This is a genomic window from Curtobacterium phoenicis, from assembly GCF_047238015.1.
Lineage (GTDB): Bacteria > Actinomycetota > Actinomycetes > Actinomycetales > Microbacteriaceae > Curtobacterium.
On sequence record NZ_JBDFLZ010000002.1, the window covers coordinates 2,367,663 to 2,393,102 of the forward strand.

Sequence of the window (25,440 nt, forward strand, 5' to 3'; positions counted from 1 at the left end):
CTCCTTCCCCGCCTCACCGGACGGACTTAAAGGATGCTGACGTGGTCAACCCTACCGGGACTCCTGGCCCCCTGCGACCGTCCGGCCGGACGGTGCAGCCTGCTCCTTCGAGCCGGGAGCCCGACCACCCGCGACGGCTCCGAGCACGCCGTTGACGAAGCCCGCGGACTCCTCCGTCGACAGGGACTGCGCGAGCTCGACGGCCTCGGCGATCGCGACGGCGTCGGGCACCTCGCTGTTGAAGCGGAGCTCCCACACACCCATGCGGAGGATGCAGCGGTCGAGCACCGGCATCCGGGCGATGGACCACCCCTGGGCGTGGTCGACGATCACGGAGTCGATCTCGTGCCGCGCCTCGTCGACACCCGTGACGATCTGCCGGGCGTAGTCCCAGCTCGACGCACGCTCGGGCTGGTCGAGGTGTCGGACGGTCTCCGTCGCGAGGACGTCGGTGATCGGGAGTTCACGGACCTCCGCCACGTACAGCATGTCGAGGGCGCGCTTGCGGGCCTTCGAACGAGCACTCATACGGCGTCGCCTAGTTGTTGACGCGGCCGAGGAAGCTGCCGTCGCGCGTGTCGATCTTCACGGTGGTGCCGTTCTCCAGGTACAGCGGGACCTGGATGCGGTGACCGGTCGCGATGATCGTCGCGTCCTTCGTGCCACCGGACGAGCGGTCGCCCTGGAGGCCCGGCTCGGTCTCGACCTCGGTGACGATCGACGTCGGGAGCTCGATGTAGAGCGGGTTGCCCTCGTTCATCGCGATGGTGACCATGGCGGACTCGAGGAGGTAGTTCTTCGCGTCGCCCACGACGGTCTCCGAGACGGGGATCTGGTCGTACGTGTCGGTGTCCATGAACACGTACGACTCGCCGTCCTGGTAGAGGTACTGGTAGTCGCGGCGGTCGACGGTCGCGGTGTCGATCTTGGCGCCGGCGTTGAACGTGCGGTCGACGACCTTGCCGGACACGACGTTCTTGAGCTTCGTGCGGACGAACGCACCGCCCTTGCCCGGCTTGACGTGCTGGAACTCGACGACCGACCAGAGCTGGCCGTCGATGATGAGAACGGCGCCGTTCTTGATGTCAGTGGTGCTCGCCATGGGTCTTCCGTTCGATGGTGTTGTGAAGGTCTCGCGGACGCGGGGTCCGGCGCGGCGGTCGCTGGCCGGATCGGCGCGACGCCCCGACGAGTGTAGCGGACGGGTCCGCGTCGCACGGCTCGGCACCGCTCCGGCAGGGCGTGGGGCGCGGACGCCCGGCTCAGTCCCGCCGCCGCGCCCGCCACGCGTCGATCGCCGCCCAGCCGAGGAGCACGACCGTCGCTCCGCCCAGCAGACCGCCCGCCACCCCGGTCGACAGCACCGCCGTCGGACGGGTCGGCAGCGTCAGGTACACGATCGACAGGATCCCGGCACCCGACCCCAGCAGCACGAGCAGGATGCGCCGGATGAGCCCCGTCACCAGTCGGCGGTCCTGCCGGTCCCCGAAGAGCCGGATGTTCACCGACAGCCGACCGGTCTCGAGCGCCTCCGTGATCCGGTCGACCCGCCGCGGGAGCTTCCGTGCCGCGGACACCACCCCGAACAGCTCGCGGACCGCGACGTCCCGCAGCGCCGACGGCCGCAGCTGGTCGCGGATCTGCTGCTTCGCGAGGTCCCGCGACTCCTCGAGCAGGTCGAACGAGGGTGCCAGCGTCCGGAGCGTGCCCTCGAAGATCGCGAGTGCCCGTGCCGCCGCCACGAAGTCGGGCGGCGGCTTCAAGCGGTAGCGCCCGAACACCTCGACGGCGTCGTCCACGGTCTGCACACCGATGCGCGCGCCGGGGCCGAGCTCGTCCGCGACGAAGCGCGCGATGTCCCGACGGAAGTCGGCCTCGTCCCGCGGGTCGCGCACCGGCGCCATCCGCAGGACGTTGTCGGCGATCCGGGCCGTGTCGTCCTGGAGGTAGCCGGCCAGCAGCTCCTGGACCGTGTCCCGGAGACCGGGGTCGAGCCTCCCGACCGACCCGAAGTCGATCAACGCGGGCCGACCGTCGGGCAGGAGCACGACGTTCCCCGGGTGGAGGTCCGCGTGGTAGAGCCCGTCGAAGACGACCTGCCGGAGGAACGCGCGGAGGATCGCGCGCATCGGCGCGTCGAGGTCACGGTCCGAGCGCTGCGCGCGCAGCGCGCTGAGCGTGTCGCCCTCGAGGAACTCCATCACGAGCACCCGGCGGCCGGACAGCTCGGGGTACGGCACGGGCAGGTAGACCTCGTCCGGGCGTGCGCTCCGGGCCTGCGCGGCGCGCAACGCAGCGAGGTTCCGGGCCTCCGACGAGAAGTCCACCTGCCGGACCAGGTCGGCTGCGTACTGTGCCGCCACGTCGACGACACCGACCTGCCGCGCCTCGGTGCTCGTCCGCGCCAGGAACCGCACGACCCGCAACGCGATGTCGACGTCACGGCGGACGGCTGTGTCGATGCCGGGCCGCTGCACCTTGACGGCGACCTCGGTGCCGTCGTGCAGCCGCGCGCGGTGCACCTGCGCGATCGATGCGGCAGCGACGGGCTCGGGGTCGAACGCCGCGAAGACCTCGTCGACCGGGGCGTGCAGCTCGGTCGCGAGGAGCTCGGCGACCTGGTCCGCCGGCGCGGGCGCCACGTTCCGCTGCAGGTGCGCGAGCCCCTCCGTCCACTCGTCCGGGAGCAGGTCGTCCCGGGTGGAGAGCAGCTGCCCCATCTTGACGAACCCGCCGCCCGCCTCCTCGAGGGCGCGGCGGAGGTGCTCGGCCTGGTCACGTCGCAGCTCGCTCGTCTCCGGGTCCCGGGAGAAGTCGAGGCGGCGGAACGGGAGGAGGTGGTGACGTCGGGCGATGCGGAGGAGTTCGGCGAAGCGGCGGCCGCGGGTGCGCAGGCTGCCGACGTCCGCGTCCTGTTGGCCGAGGTCGCTCAGGCGGGGCGGGGTGGGCACCGGACCAGTGTGCTCCCGTGGGCTGGGTCCGGCGGGTACGCGCCGGGTACGCGGACGGTCCCTGTACGGGGTGCCGCCAGGTGTGCGGACGGGTCCTGCACAGTCGGGAGGCACGGCGCGCGTTCCACAGGCCGGCTCGCGTCGGGCCGAGGGTCCCGTAGGGTGGCCGAGATGCCCATCCTGACGCCCCTGCCCGACGCCATGGACCCGGATCGCGACGATGACGAGTACTGGGCGTACACGAACGGCGCCACGGTTCCGGAGTACCTGGAGTGGCGTCGCACCAACGTCCTCACCGTGTCGATGCGGGTGAAGTGGTGGTGGCGGCGCACCCGGCGCGTGTTGCGCTGAGCCCGCCCGCGCACTCGACGTCCGGCTAGACGCCGACCTCCTGGTACGCAGTGAACAGCAGGTGATCCTCCGGCCCCTCGAGCGTCGTCGGCTTGCCGACACCGTCGAGGATGATGAACCGCAGCATCCCGGCACGCGCCTTCTTGTCGCGTCGCATCGTCGCGAGCAGACCTTCCCAGCGTCCGATCCCGTAGGAGGTCGGCAGCTCGAGCGACTCGAGGATCGAGCGGTGTCGGTCGACGGTGGCGTCGTCGAGGTGCCCAGTGAGGCGCGCGAGCTCCGCGGCGAAGACCATGCCGACCGCGACGGCCGCTCCGTGCCGCCACTGGTACCGCTCGGCGTGCTCGATCGCGTGGCCGAGGGTGTGACCGTAGTTGAGGATCTCCCGTCGGCCCTGCTCGGTGAAGTCGTCCGACACGACCTGCGCCTTGAGCGCGATCGCCAGCTCGACCACCCGGCGGAACTCGGGCGTGGTCGGGTCTGTCACGCGCGCGACGTCGGCCTCGATCACGTCGAGGATCTCCGGGACGGCGATGAACCCGGCCTTCACGATCTCCGCGAACCCGGTGAGGATCTCGTTGCGCGGGAGGGACCGCACGAGGTCGAGGTCCGCGACGACCGCGCGCGGAGCGAAGAACGCACCGACGAGGTTCTTGCCCTCGTTCGTGTTGATCCCCGTCTTGCCCCCGACGCTCGCGTCGACCATGCCGAGCACGCTCGTGGGGATGGCCACGTACGGCACACCGCGGAGCCAGGTCGCGGCGACGAAGCCGGCGAGGTCGGTGACGGCTCCCCCGCCGAGCCCGATCACCGCGTCCGTCCGGGTGAAGTCCGACTGCCCCATGATCTGCCAGCAGAACGCCGCCACCTCGACGCGCTTCGCCCCCTCGGCGTCCGGCACCTCGGCGATGAGGGCCTCGAGCCCGGCATCCACGAGCAGCGAGCGGAGGTCGTTCGCCCGCGCGCCGAGGGTCGGCGCGTGCACGATGAGGACCTTCGCGACACGGGGCCCGAGCAGCGCGGGCACGGAGCCGAGCAGCCCGTTGCCGACGGCGACGACGTAGCCGTCGTCCCCGCCGACGCGGATCTCGGTGGTGCCCTCGGGCAGGACGGCTTCGGTCACGGTGTCACTCCTGGTTCGGTCGTGTGCGGTCCGCCCGCACCCGGTGCGGTCGCACCCGGAACGCCTCCGGTGGTCGCACCCGGTGCGCCTGCAGCGGGTGCGCCTGCGTGCTGTTCGAGATCGCGGACCCATGCCACGACGTCGGCCACGACGTGGGACATCGGCCGACGCGAGGTGTCGAGGACGACGTGGGCGAGTTCGGCGTACGTCGCCGCGCGTTCGTCCATGATGGTCTGCCACGCATCGATGCCGCCGTGCGCGAGCAACGGACGGTCGCTCCCGGCGATCCGCTCGGCCACCGCCTCGGGCGACACCGTGAGGAGCACGATCCGTGCCCCGGCGAGTGCCTCGCGGGTGGCGGCGTGCGTCACCGCACCGCCCCCGACGGCGACCACGCCACCCGTGGTCACGGCGTCGCGCACCGCAGCGGCTTCGAGCTCGCGGAACACCGGCTCGCCCCGCGTCTCGAAGATCGCGGGGATGGGCCCGTGGTCGCGGACGATCACGTGGTCCGTGTCCGTGAATGGCACGTCGAGGGCCTTCGCGACACGCTTGCCGACGGTCGACTTCCCCGCGCCCATCGGGCCGATGACGACCACGGGCGCCGAGAGCCGACCCGCGCGTGGTGCGCCAGCCCGCGGTCCGCCGCTCACGGGACGGGCGTGGTTTCCGCCGACTCGGTGCGACGCGAGCGGAGCGTCTCGGGGATCGACGCGAGGTACGCGTCGAGGTTCCGCTTCGTCTCCGCCACGCTGTCACCACCGAACTTCTCGAGGACCGCGTCGGCGAGGACGAGCGCGACCATCGCCTCCGCCACGACGCCCGATGCGGGGACCGCACAGACGTCGGAACGCTGGTGGTGCGCGGACGCGTCCTCACCCGTCGTGACGTCGATCGTGTGGAGGGCGTGCGGCACGGTCGCGATCGGCTTCATCCCGGCCCGGACACGCAGCACGGTGCCGGTGGACATGCCGCCCTCGGTCCCGCCCGCACGATCCGTCGTCCGGACGATCTCGCCGTCCTCACGGTAGAGCTCGTCGTGCGCTTCGGAGCCGCGGCGTCCGGCGGTCGCGAACCCGTCACCGACCTCGACTCCCTTGATCGCCTGGATGCCCATGATCGCTGCGGCGAGGCGCGCGTCGAGTCGTCGGTCCCACTGCACGTGCGACCCGAGCCCCGGCGGCACACCGTAGAACAGGACCTCGACGACGCCGCCGAGGGTGTCGCCGTCCTTCTTCGCCGCCTCGACCTCGGTGACCATGCGGGCCGACGTCTCGGCGTCGAAGCAGCGCAGTTGGTCATCGTCGAGGCGGTCGACGTCCTCGGGCAGCGGGAGCGCGGTGCCGTCCGGGACCCGGACCGTGCCGACCTGCAGCGTGTGCGCGACCGAGCGCATCCCGAGCTCGGCGAGGAAGGACTTCGCGACGGCGCCGAGTGCCACCCGGGCAGCGGTCTCACGGGCTGACGCGCGCTCGAGGATCGGGCGGGCCTCGTCGAAGCCGTACTTCTGCATGCCGACGAGGTCGGCGTGACCGGGTCGCGGACGGGTCAGCGGCGCCGAACGCCCGCGCGACATCTCGGTCTGCTCGACCGGCTCGGGGCTCATGACCTCGACCCACTTGGGCCATTCGGTGTTGCCGATGCGGATCGCGATCGGGCTGCCGAGCGAGTAGCCGTGCCGGACACCGCCGGAGACGTGCAGCTCGTCCTGCTCGAACTTCATGCGGGAGCCCCGTCCGTACCCGAGCTTGCGGCGCGCGAGGTCGGTACGGATGGACTCGAACGACACCGGGACACCCGCGGGCAGGCCCTCGAGCATCGCGATCAGTTCGGGTCCGTGGGACTCACCAGCAGTCAACCAACGAAGCATGGTGTCAATCCTCCCACAGCGAGGTCGTGTGCGACGCCGGGCCTACTGGTAGTCGGGGTGCGCCCGCAGCCACGCCTGGAACCGCGCGACGGCGACCTGGTGCTCGGCGTAGGTGTCGGAGAACACGGTCTCGCCGGTCTCGAGGTTCACGGTCACGAAGTACAGCCACTTGCCCTGCGCCATGTTCGTGACTGCCTTGATGGCGATGTCACCCGGGTTGGAGATCGGCGCCGGCGGGAGCCCCTTGTGCACGTAGGTGTTGTACTTGTTGGACGCGTCGTTCCGCTCGGCGTCGGTGGTGGTCACCCGGTGGGTGTTCCCCGTCCCGTAGGCGACGGTGGCGTCGGACTGGAGCGGCATGTCGACGTCGAGCCGGTTCTGGAACACCCGCGCGACCTTCGGGTAGTCGGCGGCGAGGCCGGCCTCCTTCTGCACGAGGGACGCGAAGATGATGACGCGCTCCTGGTCCTTCTCCGCCACACCGGCGGATGCCAGGTGCTCCTTCATCGTGTCGACCATCGACTGGAAGTACTGCTTCGCGGTCCACCCCGGGTTGATCGGGTACGTCGCCGGGAAGAGCCAGCCCTCGAGCGTCGTGGCGTTCGCCGGCAACCCGTACGAGGACACGTCCTCCGCGGCGGCGGACACCTCGGCCTCGGTGAGACCCGCCTTCGAGACCATGCCGGCCTCGATGTCCTTCAGGGCGGTGCCCTCCGGGATGACGATCGACGCCTTCACGGCGTTCGACGGATCCTGCAGCGCCGCGAGGGCCGCCTTCGAGCTCATCTCCTTCTTCAGGGTGTACGAGCCCGGCTGGAACTGCACCTCGGGCGACTGCAGCAGGAGCTTGTAGAAGACCTTCGAGCTCTTCACGACGTCGCTGCGCTGGAGGGTCTTCGCGACGTCCTCGCCGATGTCGCCCTGGCGGATCGTGATGGTGACCTTGCCGGTCCCGTCGCCGCTGTAGTCGTCCGACTCCTGCGCGCCGGTGACGGCGGCGATGACCTGTTGCACCTTCGGTGCGATGAACTGGTAGCCGGCGACCCCGCCGGCGAGGACGATCGCCACGATGACGAGTCCCGCGATGAGCGGCCCGCGTCGCCGCGGCGGTCGCGGTCCGCGACCCGGCCGGGAGGCACGGCCGCCACCGCCACGACCCTCGCCTGCTCCTGCTGCCGCGGCTCGCGCCACCTCGTCCTGCGGCACCACGTGCTCGCCGGTGAGCAGGGCGGTCACCTCGGGGTGCAGCTCGTCGGCGCTGGTCGCGACGGGCGCGTCCGCCGGCGACACCGGGCGCGCGCGGTCTCGACGCGGAGCCGGCCCCGACGTGCGCATCGGCTCTGCCGTCCGGTCCGGTGTCGTTGCGGCCGTCCCCGATCCGACGTCTCCACGGGCCGCCGCCCCCTGATCAGCGTCGCGAGCTGCAGCATCACGCGCAGCCTCGTCACGTGCGGCTGCGTCGCGGGCCGCCTCTTCGCGCGCACGAGCCTCGCGTCGCGACAGCGGGCGATCGGTGTCCGGGTCGGCGTCGTCGCCGGCTCGTCGCCGTCCGGCGTCACCGGCGGGCGAGATGATCGCGTTCCAGTCCAGGTCGTCTGCCAACGGATCCTCTGGTCTCTCGTTCGGGGACTCCACCTGGGACACCGCAATCGGCAGCGGTCCGTCGGAGCCCGCAGTTCGCTGGGCTCGTCCGTCAGGGGAGCTCGGCCCCTGGTGGGGCACCGGACGCACGCTCGTGGTCGAGCGCGTGTTGCAGAATGATAACAGCGGCCGCTTGGTCGATCACGGCGCGGGACTTCTTCGTGTTCCGGCCGGCCTGGTGCAGCCCGCGCTGCGCCGTGACCGTCGACAACCGTTCGTCCACGAGCCGGACCGGACGGTGCTCGGCGATCCGGCCGGCGAACGCCCGCGCGTCCTCGGTCGAGGGGGTGTCCCCGCCGGACATCGACAGCGGGAGCCCGACGACCACCTCGAGCACGTCGTAGTCGTCGGCGATCGCGAGGATCCGAGCGAGGTCGGTGTCGTCGTCACGGCGGACGGTCTCCACCGGCGTCGCGAGCAGTCCGTCACGGTCGCACACGGCGACCCCGATCCGGGCACGGCCGACGTCGATGCCGAGCCGCCGCCCGGACCGGATCGCCACGCTCAGCCCGCCAGGCGAGCGGTCACGGCCCGGAGCGCCGCGGGCAGCGCCGCCGCGTCGGTGCCGCCGCCCTGGGCGAGGTCCGGCTTGCCGCCGCCGCCGCCGCCGAGGACCCCGGCCGCCTCCTTGGCGAGCGGACCGGCCTGCACGCCGGCAGCGCGCGCCGCGTCGTTCGTGGCGACGATGACCACCGGCTTCTCGTTCACCACGGCTCCGAGCACGACCACCGCCGCGCCGTCGCCGAGCTGCGCACGGACCCCCGTGGCGAGCGAGCGGAGGTCGTCGCCGGACTGGAGGCCGTCGACGGTCTCCGCGACGACGGTCGTGGCACCGACGGTCGATGCCGTCCGCGCGATGGCCGGCACGCGCTGCTGCAGGTTCGCCGACTCGAACTCGGCGATCCGCTTCTGCGCGGTCTTCAGGTCGTCCATGAGTGACTGGATGCGCGTCGGGAGGTCCTCACGGGGCGCCTTGAGCGCGCTCGAGAGCTGGGACACGATGGTCCGTTCGACGGCGAGGTCGCGGAAGCCCTCGATGCCGACGAGGGCCTCGACGCGACGGTTCGTCGAACCGACGCTCGACTCCCCCACGAGGTTGACGAGACCGACCTGCGCGCTCGAGGCGACGTGGGTGCCGCCGCAGAGTTCGCGCGACCACGGCCCGCCGATGTCGACCATGCGGACCTCGGCGCCGTACTTCTCGCCGAACAGCGCCTGCGCACCGAGCTCCTTCGCCTCGGCCAGCGGGAGCACCCGTGTCGAGACCTCGAGGTCCGAGCGGATCGCGGTGTTGACGACGTCCTCGATCTCTGAGCGCGTCTCGAGCGACACCGGTTGCGACCACGAGAAGTCGAGCCGCATGTAGCCCGACTTGTTGTACGAACCGGCCTGCAGGGCCTCCGGGCCGAGGATGTCCCGCAGCGCCGCGTTCACGAGGTGCGTCGCCGAGTGGGCCTGCGTCGCGCCTCGGCGGTACTCCGCGTCGACGACGGTCGTGGCGGCGTCGCCGACACCGACCTCGCCCGAGCGGACCTGCACGGTGTGGCTCCACAGGCCCGTGACCGGACGCTGCACGTCGAGGACCTCGAGGTCGAAGCCGTTGCCGATGATCGAGCCCTGGTCGGCGTCCTGACCGCCGGACTCCGCGTAGAGCGAGGTCTCGCCGAGGATGACCTCGGCGATGTCGCCCGCGACCGCACGGTCGACGCTCACGCCGTCGACGATGATGCCGAGGACGGTGGTCTCCGCCTCGAGCGCGTCGTAGCCGAGGAAGGTCGTCTCGCCCTTGGCGCGGAACGCGCTGTAGACGCTGAGGTCCGCGAGCGCGGTCTTCTTGCTCTTCGCGTCCGCCTTCGCACGGGCGCGCTGCTCCGACATCAGGGTGTCGAACGCACCGCGGTCGACCTGGACCCCCGCTTCCTCGGCCATCTCGAGCGTGAGGTCGATGGGGAAGCCGAACGTGTCGTGGAGCAGGAACGCGGTGTCACCGCCGATCGCGGGCTTGCCGTCCGCCTTCGCGCGCTCGACCGCGACGTCGAGGATCGTCGTGCCCTGCGCGAGCGTCCGGAGGAAGGTCTCCTCCTCCGCGTAGGCGATCCGGGCGATGCGGTCGTAGCCGTCGGCGACCTCCGGGTAGGCGTCCTTCATGGCGTCGCGGGAGGCCGGGAACAGTTCGGGGAACGTCGCACCCTCGACACCGAGCAGACGCATCGCGCGCACGGTGCGGCGGAGCAGACGGCGGAGGATGTAGCCGCGCCCCTCGTTCGAGGGCGAGACACCGTCGGCGATGAGCATGAGGGCGGAGCGCACGTGGTCGGCGATGACGCGCATCCGGACGTCGTCCTCGTGCACGGCACCGTAACGCCGGCCGGACACCTCGGCCGCCTTGTCGAGGACCGGGCGCACCTGGTCGATCTCGTACATGTTGTCGACGCCCTGCTTGATGAACGCGACGCGCTCCAGGCCCATGCCGGTGTCGATGTTCTTGTTCGGCAGCTCGCCGGTGATCTCGAAGTCGTACTTCGACCGCACGTCGGCGATCTGGTACTGCATGAACACGAGGTTCCAGATCTCGACGTAGCGGTCGTCGTCCGTCGCCGGGCCGCCGTCGACACCGTAGGCCGGACCGCGGTCGAAGAAGATCTCCGAGCAGGGCCCCGCCGGGCCGGGCTGTCCGGTCGACCAGTAGTTGGTGTCCTTGCCGAGCCGCTGGATCCGCTCGTCGGGCAGCGACGAGTGCTGCTTCCAGAACGCGATCGCCTCGTCGTCGTCCTCGTACACCGTGACCCAGAGGTCGTCCGGCGAGAAGCCGAGGCCGCCGTCGGACTCCGGCGTGGTGAGGAGCTCCCAGGCGTACTGGATCGCCTGCTCCTTGAAGTAGTCGCCGAACGAGAAGTTCCCGTTCATCTGGAAGAACGTGCCGTGCCGCGGGGTCTTGCCGACCTCTTCGATGTCGTTCGTGCGGATGCACTTCTGGACGCTCGTCGCACGGGGGTACGGCGCCGGGACGAGCCCGGTGAGGTACGGGATGAACGGGACCATGCCGGCCACCGTGAACAGGAGCGACGGGTCGTCCGAGACGAGCGACGCGGACGGGACGACGGTGTGCCCGCGGTCGCCGAAGAACTGGAGCCAACGGCGGCGGATCTCTGCGGTCTGCATGGTGCTTCCTGGTTTCAGGTCGAGTGCGTGGGAGGAGGACGTGCGTCGGTCGGAAGCCGCGCTCAGACGTCGGTGCGGAGTTCCGCGTCGCGGGACTTGTACCCGTCGGCGACGGCGTCCGCGAAGGCCTTCGTCCGCGCGTTCACGTCGGCGAAGAAGCGCGCACCGGCGGGCGTGTTCGCGACCTGGTGCGCGACGACGAACCCGATGACGACGCCGACGGCGACGAAGAACAGCTGCTTCACGGTGCCTCTCCCTCTCGCGTGCGTGGTGTGCACGCCCGACAAGCTTAGTGGCGGTGCTGGGCGGGAACACGGAACGGCGGGCCGCCCTCTGAGAGGACGACCCGCCGTTCGTGGGTGATCAGGCGATCAGCGCGCTGCGTAGTACTCGACGACGAGCTGCACTTCACAGGTCACGGGGACCTCGGCGCGCTTCGGGCGACGCACGAGGCGGGCCTGGAGCTTGTCGATCTCGACCTCGAGGTAGCCCGGGACCTTCGGCAGGACTTCCTGGTGCCCACCGGCGGCGGCGACCTGGAACGGCTCGAGGGACTCGGAGCGCTGCTTCACGTGGATGAGCTGCCCCTCCTTCACGCGGAAGGACGGACGGTCGACGAGCTTGCCGTCGACGAGGATGTGGCGGTGCACGATCAGCTGACGAGCCTGCGCGGTGGTGCGGGCGAAGCCGGCACGGAGCACGAGGGCGTCGAGGCGCTGCTCGAGGAGCTCGACCAGGTTCTCACCGGTCAGGCCCTTCGTCTTGCGGGCCTCTTCGAAGACGATGCGGAGCTGCTTCTCGCGGATGCCGTACTGGGCGCGCAGACGCTGCTTCTCACGGAGACGGACGGCGTAGTCGCTGTCCGCGCGACGGCGGGTGCGGCCGTGCTCACCGGGGCCGTAGGGGCGCTTCTCGAGGTACCGGGCCGCCTTCGGCGTCAGCGGGATGCCGAGCGCGCGGGAGAGGCGGGTCTTGCTACGGGTGCGTGACTTGGTAGACACAGGGTCCTTTTCTCTGTCTGAACTGAACGGATCGCGGGTCTCGGCACGCGCACGCACCGACGAACCCCGCGATGGGATCCAGAGGGATGAGCCTGTGGGATCGGACGGCTACAGTCCGAACCTCTGCCCCCGTGCCACAGCTGTGACACTCTGTCCTCGACGCAGCCGCACGCGAGGACCAGGACGTAGGCGCGTCAACGATAGCAGCAACACGGCGCGGTGACGACCGCCGCGCCTACTCGCCGCGCGTGATCTTGCGGAGTCGTTCGAGTCGCGGGCCGACCTCGCGCTCGTAGCCGTTCGTCGTGGGCGTGTAGTACTCGGTGCCCTCGAGCGCGTCGGGCAGGTACTGCTGCCGGGCGACCCCGTGCTCGGCGTCGTGCGAGTACACGTAGCCCTTGCCGTGTCCGAGCCGCTTCGCCCCGGGGTAGTGGGCGTCGCGCAGGTGTGTCGGCACGACGCCCATGCGACCGGCCTTGACGTCCGCGACGGCCTGGTTGACACCGTTGTAGGACGCGTTCGACTTCGGCGCCGTGGCGAGGTAGACGACGGCCTCGGCCAGCGGGATGCGTCCCTCCGGCATGCCGATCAGCTGCACGGCCTGCGCGGCGGCGACGGCGATGGGCAGCGCCTGCGGATCCGCCATGCCGATGTCCTCGGACGCCGAGATGATGATCCGCCGGGCGATGAACCGCGGGTCCTCACCGGCCTCGATCATCCGGGCCAGGTAGTGCAGGGCCGCGTCGACGTCGCTCCCCCGCACCGACTTGATGAACGCGCTGATGACGTCGTAGTGCTCGTCGCCCTGCCGGTCGTACCGCAGCAGGGCCCGGTCCACGGCGGCGGCGACGGTGTCGGCGTCGACCACCGGGACCGTGTCGTCGTCATCGTCCTGCGCGGCGGCGGCGGACCCCGCGGCCGCCTCGAGCGCGGTCAGCGCCCGGCGCGCGTCCCCGGAGGCCAGCCGGACGATGGCCGCTCGGGCCTCGTCACCGAGGACGACCCCGCCGCCGAGGCCGCGGGGATCCTCGACCGCACGGTCGACGAGCATCCCGAGGTCGGCGTCGGTGAGTGGTTTCAGCGTGAGCAGGAGGGAGCGGGACAGCAGCGGCGAGATCACCGAGAACGACGGGTTCTCGGTCGTCGCGGCGATCAGGATGACCCACCCGTTCTCGACACCCGGCAGCAGCGCGTCCTGCTGCGCCTTGCTGAAGCGGTGGATCTCGTCGAGGAAGAGGACGGTCGTCGACCCGTAGAGGTCCCGGTGCGCGAGCGCCTTCTCCATGACCTCGCGCACGTCCTTCACGCCGGCGGTGACCGCGGAGAGCTCGACGAACTCACGCCCGGACTGCCGGGCGATCGCCTGCGCGAGGGTCGTCTTGCCGGTACCAGGAGGTCCCCAGAGGATGACGGACACGCCACCGGGGTTCTCACGCGTGCCGGTGGCGAGCTGCACGAGGGGTGACCCGCGGCCGAGGAGGTGCTGCTGGCCGGCGACCTCGTCGAGGGAGGTGGGCCGCATGCGCACCGCGAGCGGCACGGACCCCTGGGCGAGCCCTGCTCGCCCACCCGTGGTGGGCGCGTGCATGCCCGAGCGGTCCGTCGCCATGGGTCCAAGCCTAGGCGTCGCCACCGACAGGAGCGCCCACCGGCCGGGAGGCGCGGTGCGGGCCCGTCCCGCGCCTCCCGGCCGGTGCGGACACCGTTCCGCTACGCTCGTCGCACACTCGAGACGAGAGGCCGTACCAGCACCGTGGCACCGAAGAACCAGGCGCGTGACAACCGCGAGGCGCGCGAGCGCCTCCGTCTCTACCAGGCCCGTCAGGGGCTGCACGAACGGCAACGGCGGCGTCGGGTGCGGGACAACGTCGTCGGCGGGATCGTGCTCGTCGTCGTGGCCGCCCTCGCGACGGGGTCCCAGCTCGCCTTCGCCGGCGCGCAGGGCTCCGGGAAGGCGGACGCGAGCGCCTCGGCCACCGCGACGCCGACGCCGAGCGCGACGGCGGGGAACACCGGGAAGGTGCCGAGCAAGTCCATCGCGAAGGACAGCACCTGGACCGGCACGCTCACCCTCAACAAGGACGTGCGGCTCGGCATCGAGCTCGACGGGGAGAAGGCCCCGCAGGCGACGAGCGTCGAGATCGAGCTCATCCGGCAGCAGTTCTACAACGGGACCACCTGTCACCGGCTCGCCGACAGCACGGGGCTGCAGTTCCTGCAGTGCGGCTCGGCGAACGGCGACGGGACCGGTGACGCCGGCTTCCAGTACGGCCCGCTCGAGAACGTGCCGAGCGACGGGCAGTACGCGAAGGGCACCATCGCGATCGCCAGGAGCTCGTCACCGTACTCGCAGTCGACGCAGTTCTTCATCGTCACGGGCGACACCACGCTCGACGGCTCGACCGGCGGGTACACCGTCGTCGGCAAGGTCACGAGCGGCCTCTCCGACCTCGTGTCGAAGATCACGTCGAAGGGCATCTCGGACCCCGGCAGCGACGGCACCGGCGAGCCGAAGGTGAAGACCACGATCACCGGCGCGACCATCGAGCGGGAGCAGTAGTCCACAACCCGTCGACCCCGGCCGTCCCCGGGGCCGTTCCGTGCAATAGGCTGACGACCTGACCGTGCCGACGGGGACGTCGGCGATGCACGACCACGATCGAGGCGAGACCTGTGGGATCTGACGAAGCAACGACCTGGGGGCGGGTCGACGAGAACGGGACGGTGTACGTCCGGTACGAAGACGGCGAGCGAGCCGTCGGTGAGTACCCGGACGCCACCGCGGACGAGGCCCTCGCCTACTTCGCGCGGAAGTACGCCGACCTCGAGGGCCAGGTGAAGATCGCCGAGCAGCGCGTCCAGCGTGGCGCCAGCGCGAACGACGTCTCCCGGACCGTCGCGCACCTCCGTGAGCAGCTCGCCGACGCCCGCGTCGTGGGTGACATCAAGGCGCTCGAGGACCGCGTGCAGGCGCTCACCGACCAGGTCGGATCGCTCACGAAGGAGCAGGCCGAGCAGGCGCAGCAGGCACTGACGGAGGCGCTGGCCTACCGCGCCGCCCTGGTGGAGGAGGCCGAGGGCCTCGCTGCCGTCGATCCTGCCCGTGCGCAGTGGAAGCAGATCACCGCGCAGCTCGACGACGTGTTCGCCCGCTGGCAGCAGCACCAGCACGACGGTCCCCGCATCCCCAAGAACGAGGCCAACGAGCTCTGGAAGCGGTTCCGGGCCGCCCGCTCCACCGTCGACCAGCACCGTCGCGCGTTCTACTCCGAGCTCGACGCCCAGCACCGTGACGCGCGGAGCCGCAAGCAGGACCTCGTCGCGCAGGCCGAGGCACTCGCGCCCCGTGGCTCCGACGCGATCCCCACGTACCGGCAGCTGCTCGACGACTGGAAGCGTGCTGGTCGAGCGGGCAAGCGGCACGACGACGCGCTCTGGGCACGGTTCAAGGCGGCGGGCGACGTCCTCTTCGAACAGCGCCACGCCGAGGCGGCCATCGAGAACGAGGAGTTCTCCGCCAACCTCGAGGCCAAGCAGGCGCTCCTGACCGAGGCCGAGCCCCTCCTGCAGGAGACCGACCGCGTGGCCGCGCGCCGGACACTCACGGGCATCCAGCGCCGCTGGGACGAGATCGGCAAGGTGCCCCGCGGGGACGTCCGTCGCATCGAGGACCGCCTCCGTCAGATCGAGGACCACGTGCGGAGCCTCGAGGACCAGCACTGGAAGGCATCCGACCCGGAGCGCAAGGCCCGGCAGACCGGTCTCGCGAGCCAGCTCGAGGACGCGATCGGCAAGCTCGAGGCCGAACTCGCGGCGGCGAAGGAGTCCGGGGACGCCCGCAAGATCAAGGAAGCGCAGGAAGCCCTCGACGCCAGGAAGATCTGGCTCGACGCGCTCGGCGGCTGATCGCCACACCGCACGCAGGACGCCCCGCGACCGATCGGTCGCGGGGCGTCCTGCGTGTGCGGGGGTGGCTGCGGCTGCGATCCGAGTCTCGTGCTGGCGGACATCTGTCGCGGTCCGGAGCACGAGAAGCGTCCGCGTGGGCGAGACTCGGGGCAGCGCGGCGCGAGACCCGCGGCGTGTGAGGCGTCAGACGGGAGCGGGCAGCCCGAGCAGCAGACGGATGTCGCGGTCGTCCTGTCGCATCTGCTCCGCGAGCTCGTCCATCGACGAGAACTTGACCATGCCCCGCACGTACGACACGAACAGGACCGCGATGGTGTCGCCGTACAGGTCGATGTCGACGTCGAGCAGGTGTGCCTCGATCTGCTTCTCCGGCACGCCGTCGAACGTCGGGTTGTTGCCGACCGACACGGCCGCCGGGTACACCGTGCCCTCGTGCAGGACACGAGCCGCGTAGACGCCGTCGGCGGGGACGAAGCCCTCGCAGTGCGGGTCGAGGTTCGCGGTCGGGTACCCCATCGCGCGGCCTCGCTGGTTGCCGTGCACGACGACACTGCGGACCGCGTGCTCGCGACCGAGGAGCCGTGCGGCCTCCGCGACGCGCCCGACCCCGAGAAGTTCGCGGATCCACGTCGACGACACCCGCCGCTCACCGGCCGGTCGCACGTCGTCGACGAGGTCGACGTCGTCGATGAGTTCGACCATGAAGCCGTACCGCTCCCCCAGCCGCCGGAGCAGCCCGACGTCACCGGCGCCGCGCCGACCGAACCGGAAGTCGCTCCCGACGAACACGAGCTTCGCGTGCAGGGTGCCGACGAGGATCTCGGAGACGAAGTCCTCGGGCTCCTTCGACTGGAGGTCCTGGTCGAAGTGCAGGAGCACCGTGGCGTCGACACCGACCTGGTCGAGCAGTTCTCGGCGCTGCGCCGTGCTCGTCAGCGCCGGCGGCGTCTTCACGGGGTCGATGACGCTGAGCGGGTGACGGTCGAACGTGACCACGGTCGACACGAGTTCCTGCTGCTCCGCCGCGCGTTCGAGGTGCGCGATGACGGCACGGTGCCCGACGTGCACGCCGTCGAACTTGCCGATGGTCACGGCGCTCGGCCCGAAGCCGTCGGCCACGTCGGCGAGGTCGTCGTAGTACTGCACGGGGGTCCCTACTCGCCCACGGGGGCGGTCGTGGACGTGTCGGTCCGGTCGGCGGTCGGCGCGGTCGGCGACGTTGCCGTGCGGTGGTGCTTGCGGAGCCACCACAGCCCCGCGATCGGCAGCACGAGCGGCGCGAAGAGGTACCCGAGGCCGTAGTAGGACCAGACGGTGTCGTCCGGGAAGAGCTGGCGGTCGAGCAGCGAGAGGGTCCCGACGACGAGGACTCCGGCCATCTCGAACCCGATCGTGACGCACGCGACGCGGTACCAGACGCGACCGGGGGCGATCAGGGCGATCATCGCGACGATGTACACGACCGCGGCGACCGCGCTCAGCGTGTAGGCGAACGGCGCGAAGGAGAACTTCTCGATGATCTGCACGACACTGCGACCCGTCGCGGCGAGGGCGAGGATGCCGTAGACGGCGATGAGGACACGGCCGACGCCGGTCGCGAGTGAGGATCTGGTCGCCATTGCACCGATTCTACCGACGACCACCGCCACCGATGACCCGGCACGTCGCAGACGACCGGCCCGCGTCAGCCCGGACCACCGGGTCAGGCGGACCCGGACCACCGGGTCAGGTCAGCGCGAACCAGATCTGGTACATCCGGTACACCATCACCGCGACGGTGAACGCTCCGGCGCCGAGGACCACCGTGCTCCAGCGCGTCCGGTCGATGAGCGCCCACACGATCGCCGCCGGCGGCACGAGGAGCACCGACACCGCGTACACACCGAACTCGAGCGCGTTGCCCTGCGGAGGACTGCCGACCGCGGGCAGCACGAGCGAGATGACGCCCTGCGCGAGGAGCAGCAGCTCGACGAGGACCAGGGAGCCGACGGTGTAGTCGTTCGGCTTCCAGCCGATGAACCCCACGACGACCGCGAACAGCCCGGCGACGACCGCCACGACGAGCTGCAGCCACATGAACCACTCGATCACGCGTCAGGCTCCCGTCGTGCTGGAGAGGGCGGTCGGGAAGTTCGTGATCACCCGGAGCTGGCCGCGTCGCACGGAGACGAGTCCGACCAGGCGGTCCGAGCCCGTGTCGATCGCAGCGACCGGTCCCTCGTGGTCCGGGTGCTCGGCGCGGACCCGCTTGCCGTCCGAGAGGTCCTTCGCGGCAGCAGCGTCGAGCGCGACGGTCGTGAACAGGGTCCGGGCCACGTCGACGGGACGCAGGAGCGCTGCACGCACGTCGACCGCATCGTCCTCGATGTCGATCGCGTCGTCGACGTGGAACGGCCCGACGTCGACGCGTCGGAGGGCGGTGAGGTGCGCTCCGGTACCGAGCGCGGCGCCGACGTCACGGGCGAGTGCACGGACGTATGTCCCCGAGGAGCAGGCGACCACGACGTCGAGGTCCACCACCTGCACATCGACACCGTCCACGGAGACCGTGTGCTCCTGCCGGCCGGTGACGTCGAAGCGGGAGACGGTGACCGTGCGGGACCGCAGCACGACCTCCTCGCCCTTCCGAGCGAGGTCGTAGGCGCGCCGGCCGTCGACCTTGATGGCGCTCACGGTCGAGGGCACCTGGTCGATCGTGCCGCGCTGTGCTGCGACCGCCCGCTCGACCGCGTCCTCGGACACGTCCGCACCGGGGACGCCCGCCGCGGCGATCGGGTCCCCGTCCGCGTCGTCGGAGTCGGTCGAGACACCCAGACGGATGGTCGCGGTGTACGTCTTGCCGAGGCCGACGAGGTGCGTCAGCAGCCTGGTGGAGGGTCCGGCGCCGAGGAGCAGCAGCCCGGTCGCCATCGGGTCGAGGGTGCCGGCGTGGCCGATCTTCTTCAGACCGAGCCGACGTCGAGCGATCGACACGACCCGGTGACTGGAGATCCCCTGCGGCTTGTCGACGAGGAGGATCCCGTCCGGCGGCGATTCGAGCACCCGGAGAGGTTACCAGCGCCCGTCACGCCCGGGGTCCGGTCAGCAGGCGTCGTTCCATTCGCGACGGGGGTGCTCGGGGTCGGTGACGTCGAGCACGGCGGACGCCGCGATCTTCACGTCCGCACGGCGCTCGAGCCGCCCTTCTTCCTGTTCGACCCACAGCGACCACCGCCACAGCCCGCGCACGCCCGGGTCGAGGACGCCGTGGCCGTGCACGACCAGGACGCCGGGTCCCTCGCCGGTCGAACGGAACGGCGCGACGATGTCCGACCGCAACTCGTCGGCCGACGCCGAGGGAGCCGCGGCGGCCATCGCCTGCACCCCGTGCTGCTCGAAACCGGCGACGAGCGCCGCGGCGACGTGCTCGAGGTCGGTACCCGGCTGCCCGTCGATCCCGATGACGGTCCGGTTCGTGCCGACCTGCGCGCTCGCCTCGGCAGCGATCGCGGCCATGGTGTCGGTCTCCTGTGGTGCCCAGCGTGCCATGCACCCCACCCTAGGCTGTCCTGGTGAACGCGAGCGGAGCCTCCAGGCCGGATGTGGAGAACACGCCACCCGTGGACGGCACCGCCGGGGCGGACGCGCCCGACATCGCCACCCCGCTCATCGCGTGGTTCCGCGCCGAGGCACGCGACCTCCCGTGGCGCCGTCCCGGCTTCCCCGCCTGGGGCACGCTCGTGAGCGAGATCATGCTGCAGCAGACGCAGGTCGCGCGCGTGGTCCCCCGACTGGAGGCCTGGCTCACCCGGTGGCCGACCCCTCGCGACCTCGCGCAGTCGCCCCCGTCCGACGCGGTGCGCGCCTGGGACCGGCTCGGCTACCCGAGGCGGGCGCTCGCGTTGCACGCCGCCGCCACGGCGATCGCCGAGCAGCACGACAACGTCGTGCCGCGTGACGTCGACGCACTCCTCGCGCTCCCCGGCATCGGCGACTACACGGCCCGGGCCGTCGCGGTCTTCGCGTACGGCGACCGGCACCCCGTCGTCGACGTCAACGTCCGGCGGGTGCTCGCGCGGGCGCTGCTCGGTCAGGGGCAGCCCGGCCCCGCGAAGGCGAAGCAGGACCTGCCGCTCATGGAGTCCGTCCTACCCTCGGACCGCGACGACGCTGCGACCACGAACGCCGCGGTGATGGAGCTCGGTGCCCTCGTCTGCGTCGCCCGCTCCCCCGCGTGCGACGCGTGCCCGATCGCGGACCGCTGCGCCTGGCGTGCAGCCGGGTACCCGGACCACGACGGGCCGCGCGCGCCGAAGCAGGCGCGGTTCGCCGGGAGCGACCGGCAGGTGCGGGGCCTCATCATGGCGGAGCTCCGCGCGAGCGACGTCCCGGTGCTCCGGTCGGAGATCGACCTCGTCTGGCCGGACGCTGGACAGCGGGAGCGTGCACTCGCCTCGCTCCTCCGCGACGGGTTGGCCGTCGGCGACGATGCGGGCGGGTACACGCTCCCGGTCGGCTGAGGACTACGCCCGAGCGTCGTCGTCCTCGTCGTCGTGCTTGTACGGGTCGGCGTCGCCGGCGTACTGCGCGCCCGCCGAAGCGGCACGGACCTGCGCGTCCCGCACCTGCGCCTGCGCCAGGAGGTCCTCCATGTGCGCCGAGGTCTCCGGGAGTGCGTCCGCGATGAACTCGAGCGACGGGGTGAGTCGCGCCGTGATGTTCTTGCCGACCTCGCTGCGGAGCATTCCGGTCGCCGCCTTGAGCGCCGCTGCGGAGTCGGCGCGCTCCTCGTCCGTGCCGTAGACCGTGTAGAACACGGACGCGTGCTGCAGGTCCCCCGTGACACGGACGTCCGTGATCGTCACGAAACCGAGTCGCGGGTCGCGGAGGCCCTTGTCGAGCCGGCGTGCGACGACCTCCTTGATGCGGTCCGCCATCTTGCGGGCGCGCTGCGGGTCAGCCATGGGTGCCTCCTGGGGCAGGGATTCTTCTGGTGGAACGGGTGGACCCCGCCGCTCCCTGGGGGAACGGCGGGGTCCAGGATAGCCAGGCGACTAGTCGCGCGGCTTCTCGACGAGCTCGGTCGTCTCGATCTCGTCACCGATCTGGATGTCGTTGTACTTGCCCAGACCGATACCGGCCTCGAAGTCCGTGCGGACCTCGGTGACGTCGTCCTTGAAACGACGCAGGGACTCGATCGCCAGACCGTCGGCGATGACGACACCCTCGCGGATGACGCGCGCCTTGGCGTTGCGGGTGATCGTGCCGGAGCGGACGATGACACCGGCGATGTTGCCGAACTTGGAGGAACGGAACACCTCGCGGATCTCCGCGACGCCCGACTGGACCTCTTCGTACTCGGGCTTGAGCATGCCCTTGAGGGACTGCTCGATGTCCTCGAGTGCGTTGTAGATGACCGAGTAGAAGCGCACGTCGATGCCCTCGCGGGCCGCACGCTCGCGGGCCTTGACGTCCGGACGGACGTTGAAGCCGACGACGATCGCGTTGTCGATCGTGGCGAGGTCGATGTCCGACTCCGTGATCGCACCCACACCGCGGTGCAGGATCCGCAGCTGGACGCTGTCGTCCACCTCGATGTCGAGGAGCGACTGCTCGAGTGCCTCGACGGCACCGGAGACGTCACCCTTGATGATGAGGTTGAGCGAGTCGACCTTGCCCTCTTCGAGCGCACGGGTGAAGTCCTCGAGCGAGATGCGCTTGCGGGCCTTGGCCAGCTGGGCGTTGCGCTCGGCGGCCTCACGCTTCTCGGCGATCTGACGAGCCGTGCGGTCCTCTTCGGTGACGAGGAACGTGTCACCGGCGCGCGGCACCGACGACAGACCCTGCACCTGGACCGGACGCGACGGGGTCGCTGCCTGGACGGCGACACCGTTCTCGTCCGTCATCGCACGGACGCGACCGTAGGCCGTGCCCGCGACGATGGCGTCACCGACGTGGAGCGTGCCGGACTGGATGAGCACGGTCGCCACCGAACCGCGACCCTTGTCGAGTCGGGCTTCGATCGCCACACCGCGGGCGTCCTTGTCAGGGTTCGCACGCAGGTCGAGACCGGCGTCCGCCGTCAGCAGCACCGCGTCCAGAAGCTCCTGGATGCCGATGTTCTGGCGTGCCGACACGTCGACGAACATGACGTCGCCGCCGTACTCCTCGGCCACCAGGTTGTACTCGGTGAGCTGCTGGCGGACCTTGGCCGGGTTCGCGCCTTCCTTGTCGATCTTGTTCACCGCGACCACGATCGGCACACCGGCCGACTGGGCGTGGTTCAGCGCCTCGATCGTCTGGGGCATGATGCCGTCGTCCGCCGCGACCACCAGGATCGCGATGTCGGTCACCTGCGCACCACGGGCACGCATGGCGGTGAACGCCTCGTGACCCGGGGTGTCGATGAAGGTGATCGGACGCTCGACGCCCTCGTGCTCGGTGACGATCTGGTACGCACCGATGTGCTGGGTGATGCCACCGGCCTCGCCCTCGACGACCTTCGAGTTGCGGATCGCGTCGAGGAGGCGGGTCTTGCCGTGGTCGACGTGACCCATGACGGTGACCACCGGGGGCCGCTGCTGCAGCACCGAGTCGTCCTCGTCCTCGAGTTCGCCCTCGAGGTCGATGTCGAAGCCCTCGAGGAGCTCCTTGTCCTCGTCCTCCGGCGAGACGATCTGGATCTTGTAGCCCAGCTCCTCGCCGAGGACCTCGAACGTCGCTTCGTCCAGGGACTCCGTGGCGGTCGCCATCTCACCGAGGTGGAACAGCACCGTCACGAGGTTGCCGGGGCTCGCGTCGATCTTGTCCGCGAAGTCCGAGATGCTCGCACCGCGACGCAGACGGATGACCGTGCTGCCGTCGCCGCGCGGGACCTGCACGCCGCCGAGCGACGGCGCCTGCCGCATCTCGTACTCGGCGCGCTTCGTCCGCTTCGACTTGCGGGCACGGCTCTTGCCGCCACCGCGACCGAACGCACCAGCGGTCCCACCACCGGGACCACGGCCACGACCGCCGCCACCGGCGGGACGCGGGCCGCTGAACGCCGGGCGGCTGAAGCCACCACCGGCGCCGCCACCAGCACCACCGGGACGGTTGAAGCCGCCACCCTGGCCGCCGCGGCCACCCTGGCCCGGGCGCTGCCCGAAGCCGTTCGGACGACCCTGCTGGCCGGGGCCACCCGGACGGGGAGCTCCGGGACGCGGGACACCCGGGCGCGGCGGCGCCGGACGCGGGATGCCGTTGCCGCCACCCTGCCCAGCGGCGGGGCGCTGGCCCATGCCCTGGTTCTGCGAGTACGGGTTGTTGCCCGGACGCGGCGGGCGCGAGCCCATGCCCTGGCTCGACGCGTAGGGGTTGTTGCCCGGGCGTGCGCCCGGCTTCGGGCCACCCGGCTTCGGGCCGGCGGCCGTGTTCGGCTTCGGCGAAGCGGAACCGGTGGCCTCGCCACCCTTGTTCGCTGTGCCGGAGGCCTTCTCTGCCGCGGCGGCCTTCTGCGCGGCCTCGGCCTCGGCCTGACGCTGCGCGACCGACTTCGGCGCGGCCGGCGTCGGCGCGTCGGAGACGGGCTGCTCAGCAGCGCGCGCCTGCGGGGCAGGGGTCGGCGTCGCCGGACCCGGCTTCGCACCGGGCTTCGGCGCGGCCAAGCGGGATACCGTCCCCGGCTTCGGGGTGGCTGCACCGGGCTTCGGCGCAGCTGCTCCGGCCGCGGGCGCGGCGGTGTTCGACGCCGAGGCGCCGGCCGCCTGCAGCGCAGCACGGAGCTTGCGCGCGACGGGGGGTTCCACACTGGAGCTCGGGCCCTTGACGAACTCGCCGAGCTCCTTGAGCTTCTCCATTGCGGTCTTGCTGTCGACACCGAGTTCGGATGCGATCTCGTGTACGCGTGGTTTTGCCACTGTTCTCCTTCACGGGTCCTGCCCCGTGAAGGGGCAGGACTCACTGGATGACGGGTCTCATTTCGAGCCGCTCATCAGTTGTCCATAAGCCGTTCAGCCTGTTCTGTCGTGTCCGGGCGCTCGGATGCCGGCGCGGCCGTGAGGCCTTGCAGGTACTCGAGGACCGAGGACGTGTCGGGTTCGCGATCCAGCCGAAGTGCCCGGCGGAATGCCCGGCGCTTGACGGCCAGCTCGTAGGCGTCGACGGTCGGGGTGAGCCACGCTCCCCTGCCCGGCATGACTGCCTTCGGATCCGCCACGACTCGCCCGTCGCCGAGGGCGACGACACGGAGGAGGGAGGATCGGGGGGCGCGACGGCGACTGCCGATGCACGTTCTGACGGGTTCCACCTTACTCCTTGCCTCGGACGGACGCGATCCGGCACGCCCGATCGGCCCACGCCGGCAGCGAAACGGGCGCCCTGCGGCGGGTCCCCGGCGTTGCCGTGCACCCGCCGCCGCCGCCGTCGCTACTCGTCGCCGTCGAGGATCGAATCCGGCTGGATGTCGATCCGCGCGCCGGTGAGCTTCGCGGCGAGACGGGCGTTCTGCCCCTCTTTCCCGATGGCGAGCGAGAGCTGGTAGTCCGGCACGAGCGCACGGACGGCCTTCGTCGACGCGTCGAGCACGAACGCGCTCGTCACCTTCGCCGGCGACAGCGCGCTCGCCACGAACGTCGCGAGGTCCGGCGACCAGTCGACGATGTCGATCTTCTCGGCACCGAGCTCGGTCGTCACGGCCCGGACGCGCGCGCCGAGTTCGCCGATGCAGGCGCCCTTCGCGTTGACGCCGGGCTCGTTCGCCTTGACCGCGAGCTTGGTCCGGTGTCCGGCCTCACGTGCGAGCGAGGTGATCTCCACCACGCCCGACGCGATCTCGGGGACCTCGAGCGCGAACAGCTTCCGGACCAGGCCCGGGTGCGTGCGCGAGACGGTGATCTGCGGGCCCTTCGGACCGCGTCCGACGCTCGTCACGTACACGCGGATGCGGCTGCCGTGCTTGTACTCTTCGCCGGGCACCTGCTCCTCGGGCGGGAGGATCGCCTCGACGGTGCCGAGGTCGACGTGCACCATCCGCGGGTTCGGTCCCTGCTGGATGACGCCGGCGACGATGTCGCCTTCCTTGCCGCGGAACTGGCCGAGGATCTTGTCGTCGCCGATGTCACGGAGACGCTGGTTGATGACCTGCTTCGCCGCGAACGCCGCGATGCGTCCGAAGTCGCTGGGCTGGTCGACGGCCTCACCGACGACGGTGCCCTCCTCGTCGCGCTCGGGCACGTAGACGGAGACCTCGCCGCTCTTGCGGTCGAGCTCGACGCGGGACTGCGGGTCGGCCGGCTCACCGTTCTCGGCGGTGTGCTTGTGGTAGGCCGTCAGGATCGCCTGCTCGATGATCTGGACGAGTTCTTCGAACGGGATCTCCCGCTCGCGCTCCATGAGTCGCAGGACTGCGAGATCGATCTTCACCGAGGTGCCTCCGTATTCAGCTGAGTCGCCTCCGCAGTGGAACGTCGCGGA

Annotated in this window: 25 protein-coding genes; 4 read left to right on the plus strand and 21 right to left on the minus strand. The window is 71.0% G+C overall.

Features of this window, described 5'->3' with window-relative positions; all coding sequences use genetic code 11:
* Positions 1–51: 51 nt before the first annotated feature.
* The 3 genes from nusB to ABC270_RS11405 form a co-directional block, all read right to left on the minus strand.
* Positions 52–528, minus strand: coding sequence for a transcription antitermination factor NusB (nusB, locus tag ABC270_RS11395; protein WP_412880902.1), 477 nt, complete (start codon positions 526–528; stop codon positions 52–54).
* A 10-nt stretch (positions 529–538) separates the two neighbouring features.
* Positions 539–1,102 (minus strand): elongation factor P, encoded by a 564-nt coding sequence (efp, locus tag ABC270_RS11400; protein ID WP_022902498.1) that lies wholly within the window; start codon positions 1,100–1,102, stop codon positions 539–541.
* Positions 1,103–1,262: 160 nt separating this feature from the next.
* On the minus strand, positions 1,263–2,951 hold the full coding sequence (locus tag ABC270_RS11405; RefSeq protein ID WP_412880903.1) for an ABC1 kinase family protein: 1,689 nt from the start codon (positions 2,949–2,951) through the stop codon (positions 1,263–1,265).
* A gap of 171 nt (positions 2,952–3,122) precedes the next feature.
* On the opposite strand from ABC270_RS11405, the gene ABC270_RS11410 reads away from it, so the two are divergent.
* On the plus strand, positions 3,123–3,302 hold the full coding sequence (locus ABC270_RS11410; RefSeq protein ID WP_412880904.1) for a hypothetical protein: 180 nt from the start codon (positions 3,123–3,125) through the stop codon (positions 3,300–3,302).
* 25 nt (positions 3,303–3,327) lie between these two features.
* Here ABC270_RS11410 and aroB read toward each other — a convergent pair whose 3' ends face one another.
* The 9 genes from aroB to ABC270_RS11455 form a co-directional block, all read right to left on the minus strand.
* Positions 3,328–4,425 carry a 3-dehydroquinate synthase gene (gene aroB, locus ABC270_RS11415; RefSeq protein ID WP_412880905.1) on the minus strand — a complete coding sequence of 366 codons (1,098 nt, stop codon included), beginning with the start codon at positions 4,423–4,425 and terminating at the stop codon, positions 3,328–3,330.
* Positions 4,422–5,024, minus strand: coding sequence for a shikimate kinase (locus tag ABC270_RS11420; protein ID WP_412880906.1), 603 nt, complete (start codon positions 5,022–5,024; stop codon positions 4,422–4,424). The genes aroB and ABC270_RS11420 overlap by 4 nt, the downstream gene beginning before the upstream one ends.
* A 50-nt stretch (positions 5,025–5,074) precedes the next feature.
* A complete protein-coding gene (gene aroC, locus ABC270_RS11425) occupies positions 5,075–6,295 on the minus strand; it encodes a chorismate synthase (protein ID WP_412880907.1) in 1,221 nt (406 codons plus the stop codon).
* A 42-nt stretch (positions 6,296–6,337) separates the two neighbouring features.
* Positions 6,338–7,897, minus strand: a complete 1,560-nt coding sequence (mltG, locus tag ABC270_RS11430; protein ID WP_412880908.1) for an endolytic transglycosylase MltG — start codon at positions 7,895–7,897, stop codon at positions 6,338–6,340.
* A 91-nt stretch (positions 7,898–7,988) separates the two neighbouring features.
* On the minus strand, positions 7,989–8,432 hold the full coding sequence (gene ruvX / locus ABC270_RS11435) for a Holliday junction resolvase RuvX (protein ID WP_412882081.1): 444 nt from the start codon (positions 8,430–8,432) through the stop codon (positions 7,989–7,991).
* Positions 8,433–8,440: 8 nt separating this feature from the next.
* Positions 8,441–11,098, minus strand: coding sequence for an alanine--tRNA ligase (alaS, locus tag ABC270_RS11440; protein WP_412880909.1), 2,658 nt, complete (start codon positions 11,096–11,098; stop codon positions 8,441–8,443).
* A 62-nt stretch (positions 11,099–11,160) separates the two neighbouring features.
* On the minus strand, positions 11,161–11,343 hold the full coding sequence (locus ABC270_RS11445) for a hypothetical protein (RefSeq protein ID WP_096899128.1): 183 nt from the start codon (positions 11,341–11,343) through the stop codon (positions 11,161–11,163).
* A 126-nt stretch (positions 11,344–11,469) separates the two neighbouring features.
* Entirely contained in the window at positions 11,470–12,099 is a 630-nt protein-coding gene (gene rpsD, locus ABC270_RS11450; protein ID WP_058726527.1) for a 30S ribosomal protein S4, read from the minus strand.
* A gap of 235 nt (positions 12,100–12,334) precedes the next feature.
* Positions 12,335–13,708 (minus strand): replication-associated recombination protein A, encoded by a 1,374-nt coding sequence (locus tag ABC270_RS11455; protein ID WP_412880910.1) that lies wholly within the window; start codon positions 13,706–13,708, stop codon positions 12,335–12,337.
* A 144-nt stretch (positions 13,709–13,852) separates the two neighbouring features.
* Between ABC270_RS11455 and ABC270_RS11460 the strand changes: the two genes are divergently transcribed.
* Complete coding sequence (locus ABC270_RS11460) at positions 13,853–14,659, plus strand: peptidylprolyl isomerase (protein ID WP_412880911.1); 807 nt, start codon at positions 13,853–13,855, stop codon at positions 14,657–14,659.
* A 113-nt stretch (positions 14,660–14,772) separates the two neighbouring features.
* Positions 14,773–16,005, plus strand: a complete 1,233-nt coding sequence (locus tag ABC270_RS11465) for a DUF349 domain-containing protein (RefSeq protein ID WP_412880912.1) — start codon at positions 14,773–14,775, stop codon at positions 16,003–16,005.
* A 186-nt stretch (positions 16,006–16,191) separates the two neighbouring features.
* Here the strand turns inward: ABC270_RS11465 and ABC270_RS11470 are convergent, their stop codons facing one another.
* From ABC270_RS11470 to ABC270_RS11490, 5 genes are all read right to left on the minus strand, one after another.
* Positions 16,192–17,154 (minus strand): bifunctional riboflavin kinase/FAD synthetase, encoded by a 963-nt coding sequence (locus ABC270_RS11470; RefSeq protein WP_412880913.1) that lies wholly within the window; start codon positions 17,152–17,154, stop codon positions 16,192–16,194.
* Between the two features lie 8 nt (positions 17,155–17,162).
* Positions 17,163–17,627, minus strand: a complete 465-nt coding sequence (locus ABC270_RS11475) for a hypothetical protein (RefSeq protein ID WP_412880914.1) — start codon at positions 17,625–17,627, stop codon at positions 17,163–17,165.
* Positions 17,628–17,733: 106 nt separating this feature from the next.
* Positions 17,734–18,099, minus strand: coding sequence for a hypothetical protein (locus ABC270_RS11480; protein WP_412880915.1), 366 nt, complete (start codon positions 18,097–18,099; stop codon positions 17,734–17,736).
* Positions 18,100–18,102: 3 nt separating this feature from the next.
* A complete protein-coding gene (gene truB / locus ABC270_RS11485; protein ID WP_412880916.1) occupies positions 18,103–19,050 on the minus strand; it encodes a tRNA pseudouridine(55) synthase TruB in 948 nt (315 codons plus the stop codon).
* A 39-nt stretch (positions 19,051–19,089) separates the two neighbouring features.
* Complete coding sequence (locus ABC270_RS11490; protein WP_412880917.1) at positions 19,090–19,536, minus strand: hypothetical protein; 447 nt, start codon at positions 19,534–19,536, stop codon at positions 19,090–19,092.
* A gap of 104 nt (positions 19,537–19,640) precedes the next feature.
* Between ABC270_RS11490 and ABC270_RS11495 the strand changes: the two genes are divergently transcribed.
* Positions 19,641–20,507, plus strand: a complete 867-nt coding sequence (locus ABC270_RS11495) for an HhH-GPD family protein (protein WP_412882082.1) — start codon at positions 19,641–19,643, stop codon at positions 20,505–20,507.
* A 3-nt stretch (positions 20,508–20,510) separates the two neighbouring features.
* Here the strand turns inward: ABC270_RS11495 and rbfA are convergent, their stop codons facing one another.
* From rbfA to nusA, 4 genes are all read right to left on the minus strand, one after another.
* On the minus strand, positions 20,511–20,951 hold the full coding sequence (rbfA, locus tag ABC270_RS11500) for a 30S ribosome-binding factor RbfA (RefSeq protein WP_412880918.1): 441 nt from the start codon (positions 20,949–20,951) through the stop codon (positions 20,511–20,513).
* Positions 20,952–21,041: 90 nt separating this feature from the next.
* A complete protein-coding gene (infB, locus tag ABC270_RS11505) occupies positions 21,042–23,885 on the minus strand; it encodes a translation initiation factor IF-2 (protein WP_412880919.1) in 2,844 nt (947 codons plus the stop codon).
* Between the two features lie 74 nt (positions 23,886–23,959).
* Positions 23,960–24,274, minus strand: a complete 315-nt coding sequence (locus tag ABC270_RS11510; protein WP_058726537.1) for a YlxR family protein — start codon at positions 24,272–24,274, stop codon at positions 23,960–23,962.
* Positions 24,275–24,393: 119 nt separating this feature from the next.
* A complete protein-coding gene (nusA, locus tag ABC270_RS11515; RefSeq protein WP_412880920.1) occupies positions 24,394–25,389 on the minus strand; it encodes a transcription termination factor NusA in 996 nt (331 codons plus the stop codon).
* Positions 25,390–25,440 lie beyond the last annotated feature (51 nt).